The organism is Pseudomonas sp. MDT1-17, from assembly GCF_054898105.1.
The window spans coordinates 677,897-697,528 of sequence record NZ_JBUBVM010000001.1 but is presented as its reverse complement, the minus strand read 5'-3'; the positions used below and the strand labels follow the sequence as shown (position 1 = coordinate 697,528).

The 19,632-nt window shown below is 59.8% G+C and carries 14 protein-coding genes; 7 read left to right on the top strand and 7 right to left on the bottom strand.

The genetic code is table 11. The features are described from left to right. Positions 1-22: 22 nt before the first annotated feature. The 3 genes from ACYZTX_RS03110 to ACYZTX_RS03100 form a co-directional block, all read right to left on the bottom strand. On the bottom strand, positions 23-1,396 hold the full coding sequence (locus ACYZTX_RS03110; protein ID WP_462032905.1) for a DUF3999 domain-containing protein: 1,374 nt from the start codon (positions 1,394-1,396) through the stop codon (positions 23-25). Continuing rightward, positions 1,393-4,980, bottom strand: a complete 3,588-nt coding sequence (locus ACYZTX_RS03105; protein ID WP_462032904.1) for a DUF2339 domain-containing protein — start codon at positions 4,978-4,980, stop codon at positions 1,393-1,395. The genes ACYZTX_RS03110 and ACYZTX_RS03105 overlap by 4 nt, the downstream gene beginning before the upstream one ends. Positions 4,981-5,165: 185 nt before the next feature. Next, positions 5,166-7,616, bottom strand: a complete 2,451-nt coding sequence (locus tag ACYZTX_RS03100) for a glycogen/starch/alpha-glucan phosphorylase (RefSeq protein WP_462032903.1) — start codon at positions 7,614-7,616, stop codon at positions 5,166-5,168. Between the two features lie 254 nt (positions 7,617-7,870). Here ACYZTX_RS03100 and ACYZTX_RS03095 point away from each other — a divergent pair, with 254 nt between their 5' ends. After that, positions 7,871-8,314: a YkgJ family cysteine cluster protein gene (locus tag ACYZTX_RS03095; protein WP_083375245.1), complete on the top strand. Its 444-nt coding sequence runs from the start codon at positions 7,871-7,873 to the stop codon at positions 8,312-8,314. A 189-nt stretch (positions 8,315-8,503) separates the two neighbouring features. Here the strand turns inward: ACYZTX_RS03095 and typA are convergent, their stop codons facing one another. Then, positions 8,504-10,324, bottom strand: a complete 1,821-nt coding sequence (gene typA / locus ACYZTX_RS03090) for a translational GTPase TypA (protein ID WP_462032902.1) — start codon at positions 10,322-10,324, stop codon at positions 8,504-8,506. A gap of 139 nt (positions 10,325-10,463) precedes the next feature. Further along, positions 10,464-11,918, bottom strand: a complete 1,455-nt coding sequence (gene thiI, locus ACYZTX_RS03085) for a tRNA uracil 4-sulfurtransferase ThiI (RefSeq protein ID WP_462032901.1) — start codon at positions 11,916-11,918, stop codon at positions 10,464-10,466. A 331-nt stretch (positions 11,919-12,249) separates the two neighbouring features. Between thiI and glnA the strand changes: the two genes are divergently transcribed. The 5 genes from glnA (at position 12,250) to ntrC (ending at position 17,738) form a co-directional block, all read left to right on the top strand. Continuing rightward, positions 12,250-13,656: a type I glutamate--ammonia ligase gene (glnA, locus tag ACYZTX_RS03080; RefSeq protein ID WP_462032900.1), complete on the top strand. Its 1,407-nt coding sequence runs from the start codon at positions 12,250-12,252 to the stop codon at positions 13,654-13,656. A gap of 205 nt (positions 13,657-13,861) precedes the next feature. Further along, positions 13,862-14,371, top strand: a complete 510-nt coding sequence (locus ACYZTX_RS03075; protein WP_462032899.1) for a DUF4124 domain-containing protein — start codon at positions 13,862-13,864, stop codon at positions 14,369-14,371. Beyond that, a complete protein-coding gene (locus ACYZTX_RS03070) occupies positions 14,368-14,988 on the top strand; it encodes a DUF4124 domain-containing protein (protein ID WP_462032898.1) in 621 nt (206 codons plus the stop codon). Before ACYZTX_RS03075 ends, ACYZTX_RS03070 begins: the two co-directional genes overlap by 4 nt. A 231-nt stretch (positions 14,989-15,219) precedes the next feature. Continuing rightward, positions 15,220-16,305, top strand: coding sequence for a nitrogen regulation protein NR(II) (gene glnL, locus ACYZTX_RS03065; protein WP_008024908.1), 1,086 nt, complete (start codon positions 15,220-15,222; stop codon positions 16,303-16,305). Next, complete coding sequence (gene ntrC, locus ACYZTX_RS03060) at positions 16,302-17,738, top strand: nitrogen regulation protein NR(I) (protein WP_462032897.1); 1,437 nt, start codon at positions 16,302-16,304, stop codon at positions 17,736-17,738. The genes glnL and ntrC overlap by 4 nt, the downstream gene beginning before the upstream one ends. Positions 17,739-18,102: 364 nt before the next feature. Here ntrC and ACYZTX_RS03055 read toward each other — a convergent pair whose 3' ends face one another. Further along, complete coding sequence (locus ACYZTX_RS03055; protein ID WP_462032896.1) at positions 18,103-18,543, bottom strand: hypothetical protein; 441 nt, start codon at positions 18,541-18,543, stop codon at positions 18,103-18,105. On the opposite strand from ACYZTX_RS03055, the gene ACYZTX_RS03050 reads away from it, so the two are divergent. After that, entirely contained in the window at positions 18,542-18,997 is a 456-nt protein-coding gene (locus tag ACYZTX_RS03050; RefSeq protein WP_008068783.1) for a tRNA (cytidine(34)-2'-O)-methyltransferase, read from the top strand. The genes ACYZTX_RS03055 and ACYZTX_RS03050 overlap by 2 nt on opposite strands. Positions 18,998-19,126: 129 nt before the next feature. On the opposite strand, the gene secB is transcribed toward ACYZTX_RS03050, so the two are convergent. Then, positions 19,127-19,612, bottom strand: coding sequence for a protein-export chaperone SecB (gene secB, locus ACYZTX_RS03045; RefSeq protein WP_462032895.1), 486 nt, complete (start codon positions 19,610-19,612; stop codon positions 19,127-19,129). Positions 19,613-19,632 lie beyond the last annotated feature (20 nt).

The following is a 19,632-nucleotide window of genomic DNA, read 5'->3' as shown; positions in this document are numbered from 1 at the left end:
GCACAGGGAGTTGCTGCCACCTTCAAGGGTTGACCGGCGGCTTGCGCAACAGACTGAACGCCATCGCACCCAGAAACAAAACGCTGAGCAGCAACACCGCCCACAACCCGAACTTCTTCCAGTTTGTGTCAGTCGCAGCAGCCGTTGTCACTGTCGGCGCAGGCGTGACCACCGCCCCACCCTCCACGGCAGCCTTGCCCAACGTCGCCAACTTTGCAGCGCTGTAATCCGGAATCAACGTCGACAGCGGCAGGCTCGCCGCCTTCACCGTGGCACTTCCCAGCGCGAGCGTATAAGGCCCCGCTCCGCGCGCCAGGAACACCAATTGAGTGGAGCGCACGGCGAACCGCACAGTCGGTGCCTCGGCACCCAGGCCGCCGCCGCGTTCGTCCACCGTCAGTTTCAACTGCTGCACGGTTTGCCCTGACAGCTGCAATTCGTTCTGCACCACGTCCTGGCCACTCTGGGTCAGGCGGTAGAGCAAACCGCTGCTCAGCGGCTGCCACGGCAGGCTGCTTTCCCGACGACCGGACAAGGTGACTGGCGCCAAACTGTTGTGCTGGCTCAACTCGACTTGCAAGCGCTCGACATTCAGCCCCATGGGTAATTGCCAAGTGTATTCACCCGCCTTCACGCTGCTGCCAGCCAGCGGTTGCGACCAGACAAGCGGTAGCGGCAGGCTGCGGGTCTTGGCGCTTTGCAGTTGCGCCGAGGTCAACGTCGGGGCCGATTGCGGCGTGTTCCATAGCAAGCGCAGATAACGGGCCGATTGTCCCGGCAGAGCGACTTCATGCTGCTCGACCCGTTCATCGGCAAACGTCAGGCGTGCCACCTGACCTTCGCCCCAGGACTGCCAGTGCTGCAAGTCGTCGCTGGCTTCGAGGGTGAAACGCTGAAAGCCGTCGCGTTCGCTGGTCCAGTCGAGGATCAACTGCTGCAACGGTGCTTTGATGCTGCTGGCATCGAGCAACCAGCCGCGCAGCATTTCTTCGCCCGCTTCCAGCTGACTGGACGGCTGCACTTCGACCAGCGTGCCGTTGGCATTCGATTGCACCCGCACGCTCGGTGCGTGTTCGGTGGAGTCCGCCGAATTGTACAACGGGAACCATTTCACGTCGGTGAGGGTGCGGTTCTCGCTGGTTTGCGCTGGCGCGCGGGTCAAGGAATAAGCCTGAGCCTCACCGGCGGCATTGAACACGCGCACATCGCTGAGATCGGTTTGCCGCGCATTCAACTGCACGCTCAAGGGCAACTCGAGGCGATACCACGGACCTTCGCCGCTCACGGACAAGGGCACTTGGGTGGCGAAGTCCGCCGGTTTTTCCTGAGCACTGGCCGACAGCGCCACCCCCAGCGCCACAGCGCCCAACCAGCCCAGGTTCAGCTTCTGACTCAAAACGACACTCCTTCGGTTTCCGGGGCCGGTTTTTCAGCCTCCGCTACAGCATCAAAGCGCTTGGGCGGCAACGGGGCGAAATAGCCCACCACCAACAGCAACACGCCAACGCCGATAAACGAGACGATCCGCGCCAGCCCGCCGCGGTTACTCAATTCGACAAAGAACAGTTTGGCCACCACCACACCGATCAGCGCCGCACCGATCAGCCAGACTTCGCGGCGATGACGCAGATGACCGCCAATCATCAGACTCAGGGCCATCAAGGTCCAGACGATAGACAGACCGGCCTGCACCCGCATGGATTCGAGCAACGCCTCCAGCTCGAACGGCACACCGCCCCAATGGTGGGCCGTGCGCATCACCAGTGCAGTGAAGAACACAAACAGCGAGGCACCAGCGATCAGTTGCGTGGCGTGTTCGGCATAGTCATTGCGAATCGCCAGTTGCGTCACGGTGCTGCGGGACCAGGCGTAAACGCCGAACAGCGCAAACAGCAGACCCAACTCCAGCGGGTTGATCAGCGGCACGTAAGGCAGCGGCTCGGCGGTGCCGTCGCTGACAACGTTCGCCAGCCAGAACCAGCCGAGCATCAGCAACGCCAGCGGTGCCGCCGCGTACACACGGTATTCGCGCGGATATGCCGACACCGGCCATGGCCAGGCACGGGTTGCCGCCGCGAGTACCAAATAGAGGCTCGGCAAAATTGCCCAACCCAACCAGCGCCAGGCGTTGTACTGCTCGGACAGCAGCAACAGGCCGTAACGCAGCTCCAGGGCCAACACACCGATCAACAGCCAGCAACCGAGCACGTGGGCGGAACTGAGAGCGCGCGTCGGCAACATCGGCGCCAGACGTCGCAAGGAGATGAAATGCACAACGAACACGGCCGCCCATGCCAGCCAGCCGACGTTGGCCGCCGGGTGATAACGCGAGTGCCACGCAGCCAGTAACACCAAACCGGCGGCAGGCACCAGCAAGGTGCAGAGCAAGCCCAGCACCGACCATTTCAAGCGCAACGCCAACACCGTCCACAGCGCCACACTCACCGCCGCGACCGCCAGTAACAACGTCGCTTGCAGATTCAACGGTGCGAAGCGCAGCACTTCACTGACCCACGCCAGCGCCCACCAACCCGCGCCCCACACCAGCAGCACGTCGGACAAACGCTGCAAGCTCAGCACGTCGAACGCCGTGGCATGGTTGCCGAGCTGCAAGCGCCAGGCTCCGACCATTGCGGCCAAGCCCAACACCAGCGGCGTCCAGAAGCCGCTATGAGCCAGAGGCTTCAATCCTTCGCTCGCAAGCGGTCCGAGCACATCAGGCCCGGCCATCAGGAACGCCGCGCCGCCAATCACCTGCAACAGCAAACCGAAGACAAAACTCACGCGCTGCTTCAGGTACAGACTCAGCCAGATGATAAACAGACCGCTGGCCGCCCAAACCGCACTCGCCGTTTGCCATGGCAGGACGAACAGCACCGCCAGATTGATCAACACCAGACCGGCCAGCAGCACCACCGACAAGCCGCGCAGCAATCGCGCGTCACTTCGGACCATCTGATCGCGAGCCGCCAACAACATGCCGGCGATCAGCGCCAGGCCGATCAACGACGCGCTCAGAAGGCCGCTCCAGCCGGCACTGAGCACAGCGGCGGACTCACCGCTCGCCCCTTGCAGCCGCAGCAGGAACAACGCACCGCCGAGCAACTGCACGGCGAACGCAGTGAACAGGAAGGTGCGCGATTGCAGACGCAGGCCGACGAACAAGGTCGCCAACCCCGCCAGCGCCCAACTGATCGCCGTACCGTGAGTCAAGAAGAACAACGGTGCCAGCAGATAGAGAAAGGTCAGACCGAGACAGGCCAATACGGGCAGCCCTTTGCGCTCCCACTGCGAAGCCTGTTCAGGCAAGGCTTTGCGCAATTGATAGAAGCTGAACAACAACGCCACGCCGAGCATCAACGCGCCGAGCGGCGCACCGTCGAGCAGGCTGCTGTCGCCGATCCGCAGTTCACTGAGGAAGGCCAGGGCAGAGCCCAATTGCAGCAGCAAGGCAAAAGCTCGGGCCAGCGGCCGTTGCTGACGCAGGCCGAGCCAGAAGATCCCCGCGCCTTCCACCGCCCAGGCGGCGGAGGTCCAGCGCGCATCGAGGCCCAACGGAATGGCCAGGCTGGCGAAGATCACCCCCAGTGCCAGGCAGGTTTCCGCCAGCAGCAACGCGCGTCCGCCCATCAGCAACCGTGCCAGGCCCATGTAAATCATGCCCAACGCCAACGCGCTGAAGGCGGCGGCAAACTCGAGATGCTGAACCAGAGCGAACTGCAAACCGAAGCCCACCAACGGCGGACCGAACAGCATCGTGCCGTCGACGTAATCACCCTTTCGAGTCGACCAGCGCAGCAGCGCCTCGCGGCTGTCATCCTCGGGCGCATCGCTCATTTCCAGCAACTTGCGCCGCGCGAACAGCAGACCGATGGCCAGGTACATCAGGAAAAACACAATCAGGAACGGTTCGGTGCTCCACAACAGTTCCGGCGTATAGGAACGCAAGCCCCAGGCGAAACCGATGCCGAAGGTGCCGACGAAGCCGATCAAGTTGAGCAGCCGCCAGGCCTTGAACCAGGCGATGGCGAGGATGCCGGCGTTGAGCAAGGCGAAGTAGCTGAACAGCGCGACATGGTTGCCGGCGCCGGTGGAGGTCAGGATCGGCGCCGCGAAACCGCCGAGTGCCGCAGCGGCGGCGAGGCCCAGAGCGTCCTGGGTGATGGCGAGAATTGCCGAGAACACCGTCACCGCGACCAGCAGGCCTAACGCCGCAGTCGGATCGAGCAACGGATGCAGGCGCATTGCGGCAAACACGGTCAGGTACAACACCGCGATCCCGGTGCCCTGCAACATCAACGCGTAATGGCTGTTGCGCAGTCGCAGCCACCAACCCAGGCCGAGCAGGCCCAACGCAGCCGCCGCGACACCGGCGTAACGCAACTCGATCGGCACCATCATGCCTTCGGTGGCGTAACGCAGCAGGAACGCAAGACCGAGAAACAACAGCACCACACCGACCCGTAGCACGGTGTTGCCGCCGAACAGCCAGTTGCGGGCGCCGCGGATGGCACGCTCGATGACATTCGGACCGCGGGGGATGGCAGGCTGTTGCGGCTCGCGGGCGACGGGCTCGGGTTTCCAGGGATCGGCAGGAAGCGGGCGACTGGTTTCAGGGGCCGCAGCAATAATCGGTTCTAATTCGGGAGGGAGTTCCCAGATCAGCCCCGGGGCCTCAACAGGGATTTCGTCGAGAATGAATTCAGGAGGTGCAGCAGCTTCGCTGGCAACTGGTTCACTGGTTTGCGGCGCTTTGACGCCTGACAGCTCGAGCAATGCCAAACGCTGCTCGACCACACTCAGCGCCACCTGCACCTGTTCAAGCAGCCGGCGCTGCTCGACCGTTTGTGAATCCAGGCGGCCGATGCGAATGGCCTGGCCAATACCCAACCCGAGCAGCCCGCCCAGTAGCGCATCGCTGAACGACTCGTCGAGTATCCAACCCAGCACCAGCCCAATCAGCATGAACATCCATTGCATTGTCGATATCCCTAAGCGCAGTGGCCAACCCAAGAAGATTAGCGCAGCCCGTACAGCAAAGATCGCAGCCTTCGGCAGCTCCTACACCGACCGCGTTTACCCAATGTTAGGTGAACGCTGACTGTAGGAGCTGCCGAAGGCTGCGATCTTTTCCGGGGCGCCAGTATATCGACCCGAACGAAGGCTTACTCCAGCGCTTTCCAGATCTCCGTGGCGTACTCGCGAATCGTCCGGTCGGAGGAGAACCAGCCCATCCGGGAAGTGCTCAACACCGCTGAACGCCACCATTCGTTCGCATCGTGCCAATGGGCTTCAACCCGCATCTGCGCGTCCCAGTAAGAGTCGAAATCGGCGCAGACCAGGAAGCGGTCATAGTCGATCAGCGAATCGATCAATCCTGCGTAACGGGACGGATCATCCGGCGAGAACACCCCGCCACGTATCGCTTGCAGCACATCATTCAAACGGTGGGAGGCCGCAATATCCGGCGTCGCATTGAACTCATGGTTCTGCTTGCGCGCTTCAACCTGCTGAGCGCTGAGGCCGAAGATGAACATGTGTTCGACGCCGATGCGTTCGCTCATTTCGACGTTGGCCCCGTCCATGGTGCCGATGGTCAGCGCACCGTTGAGGCCGAACTTCATGTTGCTGGTGCCCGAGGCCTCGAAGCCTGCGGTGGAAATCTGCTCCGACAAATCCGCTGCCGGGATGATGCTTTCCGCCAGACTGACGTTGTAGTTGGGCAAGAACACCACTTTCAGCAAACCGCGCACGGTCGGGTCGTTGTTCACCACCCGGGCGATGTCGTTGGTCAATTTGATGATCAGCTTGGCCTGGTGATAACTGGCCGCGGCCTTGCCGGCGAAGATCTTCACTCGCGGCACCCAATCGATTTCCGGCTCGGCGCGAATGGCCTGATACAGCGCGACGGTGTGCAACAGGTTGAGCAACTGACGCTTGTATTCGTGGATCCGTTTGACCTGTACGTCGAACATCGCTGCCGGGTTGACCGCGACCCCCAGGCGTTCATGAATGATGTACGCCAGGGCTTTTTTGCTGTGCAGGCGCTGCTCGGCGAACGCCTTGCGGAACGCAGGCTTCTCGGCGAACGGTTCCAGCTCGAGCAAACGCTCTTCGGCGTTGTCCAGCAGATCCGGGCCGAGGGCGTCGACCATCATCGAGGTCAGCTCCGGGTTGGCCTGGTAAAGCCAGCGGCGGAAGGTGATGCCGTTGGTCTTGTTGTTGATCCGGTCCGGGTAGAGTTTGTGCAGTTCGGAAAACACCGTTTTGCGCATCAGCTGCGTATGCAGGCCGGACACGCCGTTGACGCTATGGGAACCGAGGAACGCGAGATTACCCATGCGCACACGGCGGCCGTTGTCTTCCTCGATCAGCGACACCGCGCGCAGCACGTCGAAGTCGTGAATACCTTTGGCTCGCAACGAATCGATGTGCTGGGCATTGATCAAATAAATGATCTGCATGTGCCGCGGCAGCATCCGCTCCATCAAACCGACCGGCCAGGTTTCCAGCGCTTCCGGCAGCAGCGTGTGGTTGGTGTACGAAAGCGTGTCGACGGTGACTTGCCACGCCGCATCCCACGCAACGTCGTAAACATCGACCAGCTGACGCATCAGTTCGGCCACGGCAATCGAGGGATGGGTGTCGTTGAGCTGGATCGCGGCATGATCGCCCAGGGTTAAAACCGAGGCGTGCATGTTGCGATGACGGCGCAGCAAGTCCTGCAAGGACGCGGCAACGAAGAAATACTCCTGACGCAGTCGCAGTTCCTGGCCCGCTTCAGTGCTGTCGGCCGGGTAGAGCACCCGGGAAATACTTTCGGCCCGGGCGACTTCTGCCACGGCGCCCAAGTGGTCACCGGCGTTGAAGCGTTCCAGGTGCAAATCTTCCATGGCCCGGGCGCGCCACAAGCGCAGCGTGTTGACGCTCGCCCCGCGCCAGCCGACGACCGGCGTGTCATAAGCAATCGCGCGAACGGTTTCCACAGGTGTCCAGACTTGCTTGGTTTTGCCGGTCTCGTCAGCGATCGTTTCGACACTGCCGCCGAAGCCGATCGGGTAAACGACCTCTGGCCGTTCGAACTCCCAAGGGTTACCGAAATCCAGCCAGTGTTCGGTCTGTTCCTGCTGCCAGCCGTCAACGATGGCCTGGCGGAACAAGCCATGTTCGTAACGAATGCCGTAACCGTGGCCGGCAATGCCGAGTGTCGACATGCTTTCCATGAAGCACGCGGCCAGGCGACCGAGGCCGCCGTTGCCCAGCGCTGCGTCGGGTTCCAGCAGGCGGATGCGTTCAAGGTCGACGCCGAGCTCAGTCAGGGCCTCGCGGGCCACGTCAAGCAGGCCGAGGTTGCTCAGGCTGTCGTAGAGCAGACGGCCGATCAAAAATTCGAGGGAGAGGTAGTAAACCCGCTTTTGCCCTTTGCGGTAGATCTGCCGGGTGTGGTCCATCCAGTGCTCGACCATATGATCGCGCGCCGCCAGGGCAATGGCTTCGAACCAGTCGTGGTCGAAGGCGTGATCCGGGTCTTTGCCCACCGCGTAGGTGAGTTTGGTCAAGACGGCGTCGCGGAATGCGGCCACCTCTGCTTCGCGAACAAGTGGTTCTTGAGTCATCGATAGGACCTCGAGCGAGCGTGGAGTTGTTGAGCCTAGACGGTCTGACAGGCCGTTGGAACTCTGGTTCGGCAGTTTTTCCCGTTAGTGTGAGATAGATCGACATTACCTTGTCGCGCACCGGAAAGAATGCAGGGGGCGTGCCGGGTTATCGGTGTTATTGGGCGGCATACGAAAAAATCTGGCGAAAGGTTGTTCAAAAATCCACCAGTCCCGGTATGATCGCGCGCCCTGATGCACGCTGGTAACAACCGATGATGAAGTCCAACCTGATCGCCGCTGCGGAGATCGACCGCCTCGACACCTGGGCCAAGTACTCCGCCCCGATGTGCGGTTCATGCGTTTCCAGCTGCTGCACCCTGCCGGTCGAGGTCAAGATCAAGGATCTGATCCGTATCGGCATCGTCGATGAATTCGAGCGCGGCGAGCCGCCAAAGAACATCGCCAAGCGTCTGCAGAAGGAAGGCATCGTCGAGCGTTACAACCAGAAGTCCGAGATCTTCACCCTTCAGCGCATGAGCAACAACGATTGCTTGTACCTGGATCGTAAGAGCCGTCTGTGCACTATTTATGAAAAGCGCCCGGATACTTGCCGCAACCACCCGAAAATCGGGCCTCGGCCGGGGTATTGCGCTTACAAGCCGAAAGAAGTGGCGCGTGAGAGCAGTGCCAGCCGTCGGACGCTCGAGAAGTTCTGATCCAAAATCTCGCTGGATGACCGGGCTCCTTCGCGAGCAGGCTCACTCCCACATTGAAATGCGTTCCCCTGTGGGAGCGAGCCTGCTCGCGAAGGGGCCGGCACAAACACCGCACAAACCCCAGACAAACAAAAACGCCCCCGACCTTGCGGTCGGGGGCGTTTTTTTAGCTGCTAACTAAGTCGAAACTCAGTTACCGGCTTTCTTGGCAGCGCGGGTACGCTCGCTTTCGCCCAGGATCTTCTTGCGAAGACGGATGGACTTAGGAGTGACTTCGCACAATTCGTCTTCTTGAACGAATTCCAGAGCCTGCTCCAGGGTGAAGCGGATAGGCGGAACCAGAGCGATGGTTTCGTCTTTACCCGAAGCACGCATGTTGTCGAGCTTCTTGCCTTTAGTTGGGTTGACGCCCAGGTCGTTGTCGCGGCTGTTGATACCGACGATTTGACCTTCGTACACGTCTTCACCGTGACCCAGGAACAGTTTGCCGCGAGCTTGCAGGGTTTCCAGCGAGTAAGTCAGCGCCTTACCGGTAGCCACCGAAACCAGCACGCCGTTCTGACGGCCGGACATGTCGCCGGACTTCATCACGTCGTAACGGTCGAAGATCGAGGTCAGGATGCCTGCACCGGAGGTCAGGGTCAGGAACTCGTTACGGAAACCGATCAAGCCACGTGCCGGGATGTTGTACTCAAGGCGCACACGGCCCTTGCCATCCGGAACCATGTTGGTCAGGTCGCCTTTACGGATACCGATCTGTTCCATGATCGAACCTTGCGATTCTTCCGGCAGGTCGATGGTCACGTTTTCGTACGGTTCGTGCTTCACGCCGTCAACCATGCGGATGATCACTTCCGGACGACCAACACCCATTTCGAAGCCTTCGCGACGCATGGTTTCGATCAGTACCGAGAGGTGCAGCTCACCACGGCCGGAGACTTTGAACTTGTCGGCGGTGTCGCCTTCTTCAACGCGCAGGGCAACGTTGTAGAGCAGTTCTTTGTCCAGACGTTCCTTGATGTTACGGCTGGTGACGAACTTGCCTTCACGACCGCAGAACGGCGAGTCGTTAACCTGGAAGGTCATCGAAACGGTTGGTTCGTCAACGGTCAGCGGCTTCATCGCTTCGACGTTCAGTGGGTCGCACAGAGTGTCGGAGATGAACAGCGAATCGAAGCCGCTGATGCAGACGATGTCGCCGGCAGCTGCTTCTTCAACGTCAACGCGGTGCAGACCGTGGTGACCCATCAGCTTCAGGATACGGCCGTTACGGCGCTTGCCGTCGGCATCGATCGCCACAACCTGGGTGTTCGGCTTGATGCGACCACGAGCGATACGGCCAACGCCGATGATGCCCAGGAAGCTGTTGTAGTCCAGTGCCGAGATTTGCATCTGGAACGGGCCGTCACGGTCAACTTTCGGTGCTGGTACGTTGTCGACGATCGACTGGTACAGCGGGGTCATGTCTTCAGCCATGTCGGTGTGTTCCAGACCGGCAATGCCGTTCAGGGCCGAGGCGTATACAACTTTGAAGTCCAGCTGTTCTTCGGTAGCACCGAGGTTGTCGAACAGGTCGAAGATCTGGTCCAGAACCCAGTCCGGACGCGCGCCTGGACGGTCAACCTTGTTGATGACCACGATTGGACGCAGGCCGGCTTCGAAAGCCTTCTTGGTCACGAAACGGGTTTGCGGCATAGGGCCGTCTTGAGCGTCAACCAGCAGCAGAACGGAGTCAACCATCGACATAACGCGTTCAACTTCGCCGCCGAAGTCGGCGTGGCCCGGGGTGTCCACGATGTTGATGTGGTAGCCGTTCCAGTTGATGGCGGTGTTTTTCGCCAGAATGGTAATACCGCGCTCTTTCTCCTGGTCGTTGGAGTCCATCACGCGCTCGTCGTTGAGCTCGTTGCGCTCCAGGGTGCCGGATTGACGCAAGAGTTTGTCTACCAGGGTGGTCTTACCATGGTCAACGTGAGCAATGATGGCGATGTTACGTAGATTTTCGATCACTTGTGTATCTCGATCAGAGGATTCGGTGTGCTGACAGGTCGTGGCAGCGATTAACAGTAGAGTCAGGCCTTGCCGTTACAGCTTGACGGCAGAGTCGGGGGGCCGGTGACGCAGGCCACAGGCATACAGCCCCGGGCTCTTAGCTCGGTCGATAAACGCGCACATTGGCATGCCCCTCACTGAGCAAATGGTGGGCATGCAGGCGACTCATCACGCCTTTGTCGCAATACAGCAGGTACTGGCGAGTAGGGTCCAGTTCCTTGAAACGAGCGTTCAAAGCATAAAACGGCATCGCTTGTACCTCGATGCCAGCCAAGCCCAGCGGGTCATCTTCAGCGGCATCCGGGTGACGGATGTCGATAACGATCTGACCGGCCAGCGCTTCGCTGACTTCTTCAATCTGCACATCCTGGCCCAATTCGTCGATCACGCGATCGATCGGCACCAGTTTGGCGTTCTCGAGCGCACGCTCAAGCACTGCCATGTCGAACTGTTGTTCTTCGTACTCCACGCGTGGACGCTTGGCGTGGGTCTTGGGGTTCACCGAGATGACCCCGCAGTATTCCGGCATGTGCTTGGCGAAGTCAGCAGTACCGATTTCGTTGGCCAGGTCGATGATGTCCTGCTTGTGACTGGCGATCAGCGGACGCAGGACCAGCTTGTCGGTCACGCAGTCGATCACGGACAGGTTCGGCAGCGTCTGACTCGACACCTGGGAAACCGCTTCGCCGGTGACCAGCGCATCAATGTCCAGCCGATCGGCAATACGGGAAGCGGCGCGCAACATCATACGCTTCAAAACCACACCCATATGACTGTTATCGACTTTACCGAGAATTTCTCCCAGTACTTCCTCGAACGGCACACTCACAAATAACACGCGCTGGGAGCTGCCGTACTTCTTCCAGATGAAGTGCGCGACTTCCATAACGCCCAGTTCATGGGCCCGTCCGCCCAGATTGAAGAAGCAAAAATGACTCATCAGCCCGCGGCGCATGATCTGGTAAGCGGCGACGGTGGAATCGAAACCGCCAGACATCAGCACAAGCGTCTGTTCCAGGGCACCCAGCGGATAACCGCCGATGCTGTTGTGCTGGCTGTGGATCACAAACAACCGTTTGTCGCGAATTTCGAGACGAACTTCGATTTCCGGCTCTTTCAGCGAAATTCCGGCGGCGCCGCACTGACGGCGCAGTTGGCTGCCGACGTATTTCTCGACGTCCATCGAGCTGAATTCGTGCTTGCCGGCACGCTTGCAACGCACCGAAAAGATCTTCCCGGCCAACGCATCACCAAAGTGCTGCTTGCACTTGGCGACGATGTCGTCGAAGTCGCCCAGCGGGTATTCGTCGACCTGCAGGAAGTGCGCGATACCCGGCATGCAGCTCAGGCGCTCGGTCATCTCCTTCAGGGCTTTGGGCTCGCTGACGCGGGTTTCCAGCTCGAGATTGTCCCACACACCGTTCACCACCACAGCCGGGTCCAGGTCGCGGAGCACGGTACGGATGTTTTTGGCCAACTGGCGGATGAAACGCATCCTTACCGGGCGGCTCTTGATGGTGATCTCGGGGAAGACTTTTACGATTAGTTTCATGAAAACAGCGCGCGCTGGGCCAGCCGAAAAAGGGGGGCGCGGATTATAGCGGAAATTGCTCAAGGTTTAACCAGTTAATGTGCAGAAGGTTTTGCGCGCACCAAAACAGGTCATCTGCTGAATTTAACGCTACATTACGGGGCGCTATTTCCGGCGCTGCGGTGCTTTGTTCCTTTATAAGCGTGATATTGGGGCAAAAAACCCATGGTGGGGCACTGGCATGCAATTTGCTCCCTTGTGAGGCAGGTTGCCTTGGCAGAGTATTCGCGCCGGCATCACCCACATTCTAAGGGCATCCACTACTTAAGCCCGAAGCCACCCGGAGGACACTATGTCGAAGTCGGTTCAACTCATCAAAGATCATGACGTCAAGTGGATTGATCTGCGCTTCACTGACACCAAAGGCACTCAGCACCACGTGACCATGCCGGCTCGCGACGCGCTGGATGACGCTTTCTTCGAAGAAGGCAAAATGTTCGACGGTTCCTCCATTGCTGGCTGGAAAGGCATCGAAGCTTCCGACATGATCCTGCTGCCGGACGACAGCACTGCCGTACTCGACCCGTTCACCGAAGACCCAACGCTGATCATCGTTTGCGACGTTATCGAGCCGTCGACCATGCAAGGCTACGATCGCGACCCACGTGCGATCGCCAAGCGTGCCGAGGAATACCTGAAATCGACCGGTATCGGCGATACCGTATTCGTTGGCCCGGAGCCTGAGTTCTTCATCTTCGACCAGGTGAAGTTCAAGTCCGACATCTCCGGTTCGATGTTCAAAATCTTCTCCGAACAAGGTTCCTGGATGTCCGACCAGGACATCGAAGGCGGCAACCATGGCCACCGCCCAGGTATCAAAGGCGGTTACTTCCCGGTTCCACCGTTCGACCACGACCACGAAATCCGTACCTCCATGTGCAACGCCATGGAAGAAATGGGTCTGGTCATCGAAGTTCACCACCACGAAGTGGCAACTGCCGGTCAGAACGAAATCGGTGTGAAGTTCAACACCCTGGTTGCCAAGGCTGACGAAGTTCAGACCCTGAAGTACTGCGTGCACAACGTTGCTGTCGCTTACGGCCGCACCGCGACCTTCATGCCTAAGCCTCTGTACGGCGACAACGGTTCGGGTATGCACGTTCACCTGTCCATCGCCAAAGATGGCAAGAACACCTTCGCTGGCGAAGGCTATGCCGGCCTGTCCGACACCGCTCTGTACTTCATCGGCGGCATCATCAAGCACGGTAAGGCCCTGAACGGCTTCACCAACCCGTCGACCAACTCCTACAAGCGTCTGGTCCCAGGTTTCGAAGCTCCGGTAATGCTGGCCTACTCGGCTCGCAACCGTTCCGCTTCGATCCGTATTCCTTACGTGTCCAGCCCTCGCGCTCGCCGTATCGAAGCCCGCTTCCCGGATCCGGCAGCCAACCCGTACCTGGCCTTCGCTGCCTTGGTAATGGCTGGCCTGGACGGCATCCAGAACAAGACTCACCCTGGCGACGCAGCTGACAAAAACCTGTACGACCTGCCGCCTGAAGAGGCGAAAGAGATCCCACAAGTTTGCGGCAGCCTGAAAGAAGCCCTGGAAGAGCTGGACAAAGGTCGTGCGTTCCTGACCAAAGGCGGCGTTTTCAGCGACGATTTCATCGACGCTTACATCGCCCTGAAAAGCGAAGAAGAAATCAAGGTTCGCACCTTCGTACACCCACTGGAATACGAGCTGTACTACAGCTGCTGATCCAGTAGCGCCTGCGCAAGCGGCGTGACAAAAAAGAGGCCTCCTTCGGGAGGCCTTTTTTGTGGGCGCGGTTCAGTAAGCGCTCCCACAGGGTTATGCGGTGTTTGAGGGATTTCGGCAATTCATGCCCAAATGTTTACAACTTGGGTCAATCGCCACCCCTGACCTATGCTGCACCTCAACGTTTTCGTTTCTGGTTGATTTTATGGGTCGTGGTTTTCTATTCATCCTGCTGCTGATCGCCCTGCCCGCCGCAGCGCAGATCTATAAGTACATCGACGCCGACGGCAACACCGCCTACAGCAATCAACCGCCCGATGGCGTTAAAGCTCAACCGGTCGAATTGCCTGCGCTCAACAGAGTCGAAAGCCAGCCACCTCCTGCGCCCGCTGCCGAAGCCAGCAACCACGAACAGCCGCGCAGTGCCTACGAGGTGCTGGAGTTGACCAGCCTGCCCACCGACGAAGCCCTGCGCGCCAACAACGGCACGTTCACGGTCAGCGTCATGATCAAACCGCGCCTTCAACCGCCGCATCTGTTCAGGTTGCTGCTTGATGAACAACTTTACGGACAGTCCAGCAACGTGCCGATCCTGCAACTGGTGAACATCGATCGTGGCGAACACAGACTGGCGGTACAGGTGATTGATGGCGAGAGCATCGTCCAGCAGAGCCCGACAGTGACGTTTACCGTACAACGGGTACATAAGCCGTGAGGGTGTGGTTGCTGATCGCCTGTTTGATCGCCCTGCCGGTGACTGCTGAGGTTTTCACCTATGTCGACGCCCAGGGCAATCGGGTCTACACCGATCAGCCAGGCGCCGGCAACGCCAAGCGCGTGCCGATGGCGACGAGCAATCGCATGTACGCCAACCCAACCGGGGCTGCGCCCATGACAGCCGCGAAGAAAAACGAAGCCAAACCGCTTTTCCACTACGACATGCTCCGCGTACTGGTGCCGGAACCCGACGCAACAGTGCGCAGCAACGCTGGCGAGATTATCGTCAGCGTCACCAGCGAACCCGGTCTTCAGCGAGGCCATCGTTACCGATTGCTTCTCGACGGCCAACCCACCGCAGAGCCCGGCCCAAGTCCGGTATTCGCCCTGAGCAACATCGATCGCGGCAGCCATAACCTCTCAGTGGAAATCCTCGACGAGCAGAGTCGCATCGTTGAACGCACAGCCAACCAGCCGTTCCACATGCTGCGCATCTCCCTCGCGCAAAAGCGCCAGGTCAGACCCTGCGCCCTTGCCGATTACGGCCAACGGCCGGAATGCCCGCTCAAAGACAAACCCATCGAGCCCAGAAATCCCTTCCTGCGTTTCTTCTAACGCTGTTCAGCTTTGCGCACTATATTGGTGCAATAGGCTGCACCGTTCCCACATCGCAACCCATTTTGGTTCGAAAGTACCCGCCAAAGCTGGCAGAACGCCACGCAAACGCGCGTCAAACGCCCGTTTCAGGCCTTAAACGCTTCTTTTAGGAGCCTTGGTTTGGTTTTTGCATTTTCCTCGTATACGCGCGTTATTCATGCGCAATGCCCTGCTCCAAAAGAGGTCCTGATGACCATTAGCGACGCACTACACCGCTTGCTACTCGACAACCTGACCACCGCCACCATTCTGCTCGACGCCGAACTGCGCCTCGAGTACATGAACCCGGCAGCGGAGATGCTCCTGGCCATCAGCGGTCAGCGTAGCCATGGGCAGTTCATCAGCGAGTTGTTCACCGAATCCACCGAGGCGCTGAACTCACTGCGCCAGGCGGTCGAGCAGGCACACCCGTTCACCAAACGCGAAGCGATGCTCACCGCCCTCACCGGCCAGACCCTGACCGTCGACTATGCGGTCACGCCGATCCTGGCCAACGGCGCCACCATGCTGCTGCTGGAAGTCCATCCTCGTGACCGCTTGCTGCGAATCACCAAGGAAGAAGCGCAGCTGTCGAAGCAGGAAACCAGCAAGATGCTGGTGCGCGGCCTCGCTCACGAAATCAAGAATCCACTGGGCGGGATTCGCGGAGCGGCACAACTGCTGGCGCGCGAACTGCCGGAAGAAAGCCTGCGCGACTACACCAACGTGATCATTGAAGAGGCCGACCGCCTTCGCAACCTGGTCGATCGCATGCTTGGCTCCAACAAACTGCCGTCGCTGGCGATGTGCAACGTCCACGAAGTGCTCGAACGCGTCTGTCATCTGGTGGAAGCCGAAAGTCAGGGCTGCATTACATTGGTGCGCGACTACGACCCCAGCATTCCCGACGTGTTGATCGACCGCGAACAAATGATTCAGGCCGTGCTGAACATTGTGCGCAACGCGATGCAGGCCATCAGCAGCCAGAACGAGCTGCGCCTTGGCCGCATCAGCCTGCGTACCCGCGCCATGCGCCAGTTCACCATCGGCCACGTGCGTCATCGCCTGGTGACCAAGATCGAAATCATCGACAACGGCCCGGGCATTCCCGCGGAGTTGCAGGAAACCATCTTCTTTCCCATGGTCAGCGGCCGCCCGGACGGTACTGGGCTGGGCCTGGCCATAACCCAGAACATCATCAGCCAGCACCAGGGCCTGATCGAATGTGACAGCCATCCAGGCCACACCACCTTCTCGATCTTTCTGCCACTGGAACAAGGAGCCACATCGACATGAGCCGTAGTGAAACCGTGTGGATCGTCGATGACGACCGTTCTATCCGTTGGGTCCTGGAAAAAGCCTTGCAGCAAGAAGGCATGACCACGCAAAGCTTCGACAGCGCCGATGGCGTGATGAGCCGCCTGGCGCGCCAGCAGCCGGACGTGATCATCTCCGACATCCGCATGCCGGGTGCCAGCGGTCTGGACCTTCTGGCACGGATTCGCGAACAACACCCACGGCTGCCGGTCATCATCATGACCGCTCACTCCGATCTGGACAGCGCTGTCGCGTCCTATCAGGGCGGCGCGTTTGAATACCTGCCAAAACCGTTCGACGTTGATGAAGCGGTGTCACTGGTCAAACGTGCAAACCAGCACGCTCAGGAACAGCAAGGCCTGGAAGTCCCGGTCGCCCTGACCCGTACCCCGGAAATCATCGGCGAAGCGCCGGCGATGCAGGAAGTGTTTCGCGCCATCGGGCGCTTGAGCCACTCCAACATCACCGTGCTGATCAACGGCGAATCCGGTACCGGTAAAGAGCTTGTGGCCCACGCCCTGCACCGTCACAGCCCGCGCGCGGCTTCGCCGTTCATTGCGCTGAACATGGCGGCGATCCCGAAAGACCTGATGGAATCCGAGCTGTTCGGCCATGAGAAAGGCGCGTTCACCGGCGCGGCCAACCTGCGTCGCGGGCGTTTTGAACAGGCTGACGGCGGCACGCTGTTCCTCGATGAAATCGGCGACATGCCGGCAGACACCCAGACCCGCTTGCTGCGGGTGTTGGCCGACGGCGAGTTCTACCGTGTCGGCGGCCATGTGCCGGTGAAGGTCGATGTGCGAATCATCGCCGCGACTCACCAGAATCTGGAAACCCTGGTGCACGCCGGGAAATTCCGTGAGGACTTGTTCCACCGCCTCAACGTGATCCGCATCCATATTCCACGGCTGTCGGACCGTCGCGAAGACATCCCGACCCTGGCCAAGCACTTCCTCGCCCGCGCCGCGCAAGAACTGGCGGTGGAGCCGAAGCTGCTGAAAAGCGAAACCGAGGAATACCTGAAGAACCTGCCGTGGGGCGGGAACGTGCGTCAGCTGGAAAACACCTGCCGCTGGATCACGGTGATGGCTTCGGGTCGCGAAGTGCACATCAGCGACCTGCCGCCGGAGCTGCTGAACCTGCCACAGGATTCAGCACCGGTGACCAACTGGGAGCAAGCGCTACGCCAGTGGGCTGATCAGGCGCTGGCCCGTGGTCAGTCGAACCTGCTCGACAGCGCCGTGCCGGCCTTCGAGCGGATCATGATCGAGACCGCCCTCAAACACACCGCAGGCCGCCGCCGCGATGCTGCCGTTTTGCTGGGCTGGGGGCGTAATACCCTGACGCGCAAGATCAAGGAATTGGGGATGAAGGTTGATGGTGGGGATGATGATGAGGGGGATGAGGGTTAAGCACTCGGTCTAATGTGGGAGCGGGCTTGCTCGCGAAGGCGTCATCACACTCACATCGATGTTGAATGAAACACCGCTTTCGCGAGCAAGCCCGCTCCCACATTTAGGGCTCAGTGCACCGCACCAATGCACCGTGACCCGCAATCGCGCACGACAACTGATTCGAAACCCCGCCTGCTTCTGCAATAGAACCCATTCTTTAAAAACACGAAAGCCCCGGAATACGGGGCTTTCGACGTTTCAGCGCGACATTCTGTTTCAACTTGTTAAAACCTGGCACGCCCCCTGCAATAGTCCATTCAGTGATTCGATTCACTACCCAGTTTCGGGGACCTTGGTACAGGCAGGCCGGGGATTCCCTCTTTTATTGCTCTCGGAGATGGATCTCCAGCCGCCAGCGGTCATCGACCTCGCTACCGGCCCACTCGCCCTGCAGTGGCCGGGCCGCCACCACCGTCAGCAACAACCCCCCATCACTCAAACGCACGCGCCAGTTCACGCTCTTGTCGTTGATTTTGAGCTGACCTTTCTGCGACTTGCCTTCAGCCTCAAAGAGCAGCGCGAGGCTACCGTCCACGAACTCGCCGTGAGCCTTGGGTTCGTTGTTGAACCACACCACCAGCCCATCGTTCGTCACTTCCACTTGCTGCAATTCGCTGGGGTCGGGGGTGGTCAGGCGACCGATCATCAGCCCCACCATTACCCCGACAATCGCCAGCGAAGCCATCACTCGCGGGAATAGTTTCGAACGCGGATCCGCTTGCGGCGTAGAATGCTGCTCATCTTTACCTTCGGAGCCGTGCATGTTTCACGTCATCCTTTTCCAACCAGAAATTCCGCCGAATACCGGCAACGTTATCAGGCTGTGCGCCAACAGTGGCTGCCACCTGCATTTGATCGAACCGCTGGGCTTCGAGATGGACGACAAGCGCCTGCGCCGGGCCGGCCTCGATTACCACGAGTATGCCACCCTGCAACGCCACGCAGACCTCGCCAGCTGCCTGGAAAGCCTCGGCCATCCTCGGCTGTTCGCCTTCACCACCAAGGGCTCGCGACCGTTCCACGATGCCAGCTTCGCCGAGGGCGATGCGTTTCTGTTCGGCCCGGAAAGCCGTGGTTTGCCGGCGGAAGTACTCGATGCCCTGCCCAGTGAACAGCGTCTGCGCCTGCCGATGCGTGAGGGCTGCCGCAGCCTGAACCTGTCAAACACCGTGGCGGTTGCCGTGTATGAAGGCTGGCGTCAGCTCGGGTTCAAGTAACACACATAACAAATGTGGGAGCGGGCTTGCTCGCGAAGGGGCCATAACATTCAACATCATCGTTGACTGTTACACCGCTTTCGCGAGCAAGCCCGATCCCACATTGGACTTGCTTTGACTCAGGACCGCTTATTGAACGGTTGCAGTCTCGCCCGCCGCCTGCATGCGTTGCAGTTCCTGTGCGTACAGCGCGTCAAAGTTCACCGGAGCCAGCATCAGGGCCGGGAACGAACCGCGGGTCACCAGGCTGTCCAGGGTCTCGCGAGCGTACGGGAACAGGATGTTCGGGCAGAACGCGCCGAGGGTGTGGCTCATCGAAGCGTCGTCGAGGTTCTTGATCAGGAAGATCCCGGCCTGTTGCACTTCAGCAATGAACGCCACTTCGTCGCCGTTCTTCACGGTGACGGACAGGGTCAGCACGACTTCGTGGAAGTCGCCCTCCAAGGCCTTTTGACGGGTGTTCAGATCCAGACCGACGCTCGGTTCCCACTGCTGGCGGAAGATCGCCGGGCTTTTCGGGGCTTCGAAGGACAAGTCACGTACGTAGATGCGCTGCAAGGAGAATTGCGGTGCGGTTTCTTCTTCGCTAGCTGCAGTGTTCTGTTGGTCAGTCATCTCAGATCCTTTCTGATCTT

Bases quoted from the DNA above. Each gene is read 5' to 3' on its own strand.
- ACYZTX_RS03105 (WP_462032904.1), bottom strand. From the start codon at position 4,980: ATGCAATGGATGTTCATGCTGATTGGGCTGGTGCTGGGTTGGATACTC.
- ACYZTX_RS03100 (WP_462032903.1), bottom strand. From the start codon at position 7,616: ATGACTCAAGAACCACTTGTTCGCGAAGCAGAGGTGGCCGCATTCCGC.
- ACYZTX_RS03095 (WP_083375245.1), top strand. From the start codon at position 7,871: ATGATGAAGTCCAACCTGATCGCCGCTGCGGAGATCGACCGCCTCGAC.
- thiI (WP_462032901.1), bottom strand. From the start codon at position 11,918: ATGAAACTAATCGTAAAAGTCTTCCCCGAGATCACCATCAAGAGCCGC.
- glnA (WP_462032900.1), top strand. From the start codon at position 12,250: ATGTCGAAGTCGGTTCAACTCATCAAAGATCATGACGTCAAGTGGATT.
- ACYZTX_RS03075 (WP_462032899.1), top strand. From the start codon at position 13,862: ATGGGTCGTGGTTTTCTATTCATCCTGCTGCTGATCGCCCTGCCCGCC.
- glnL (WP_008024908.1), top strand. From the start codon at position 15,220: ATGACCATTAGCGACGCACTACACCGCTTGCTACTCGACAACCTGACC.
- ntrC (WP_462032897.1), top strand. From the start codon at position 16,302: ATGAGCCGTAGTGAAACCGTGTGGATCGTCGATGACGACCGTTCTATC.
- ACYZTX_RS03050 (WP_008068783.1), top strand. From the start codon at position 18,542: ATGTTTCACGTCATCCTTTTCCAACCAGAAATTCCGCCGAATACCGGC.
- ACYZTX_RS03055 (WP_462032896.1), bottom strand. From the start codon at position 18,543: ATGCACGGCTCCGAAGGTAAAGATGAGCAGCATTCTACGCCGCAAGCG.
- secB (WP_462032895.1), bottom strand. From the start codon at position 19,612: ATGACTGACCAACAGAACACTGCAGCTAGCGAAGAAGAAACCGCACCG.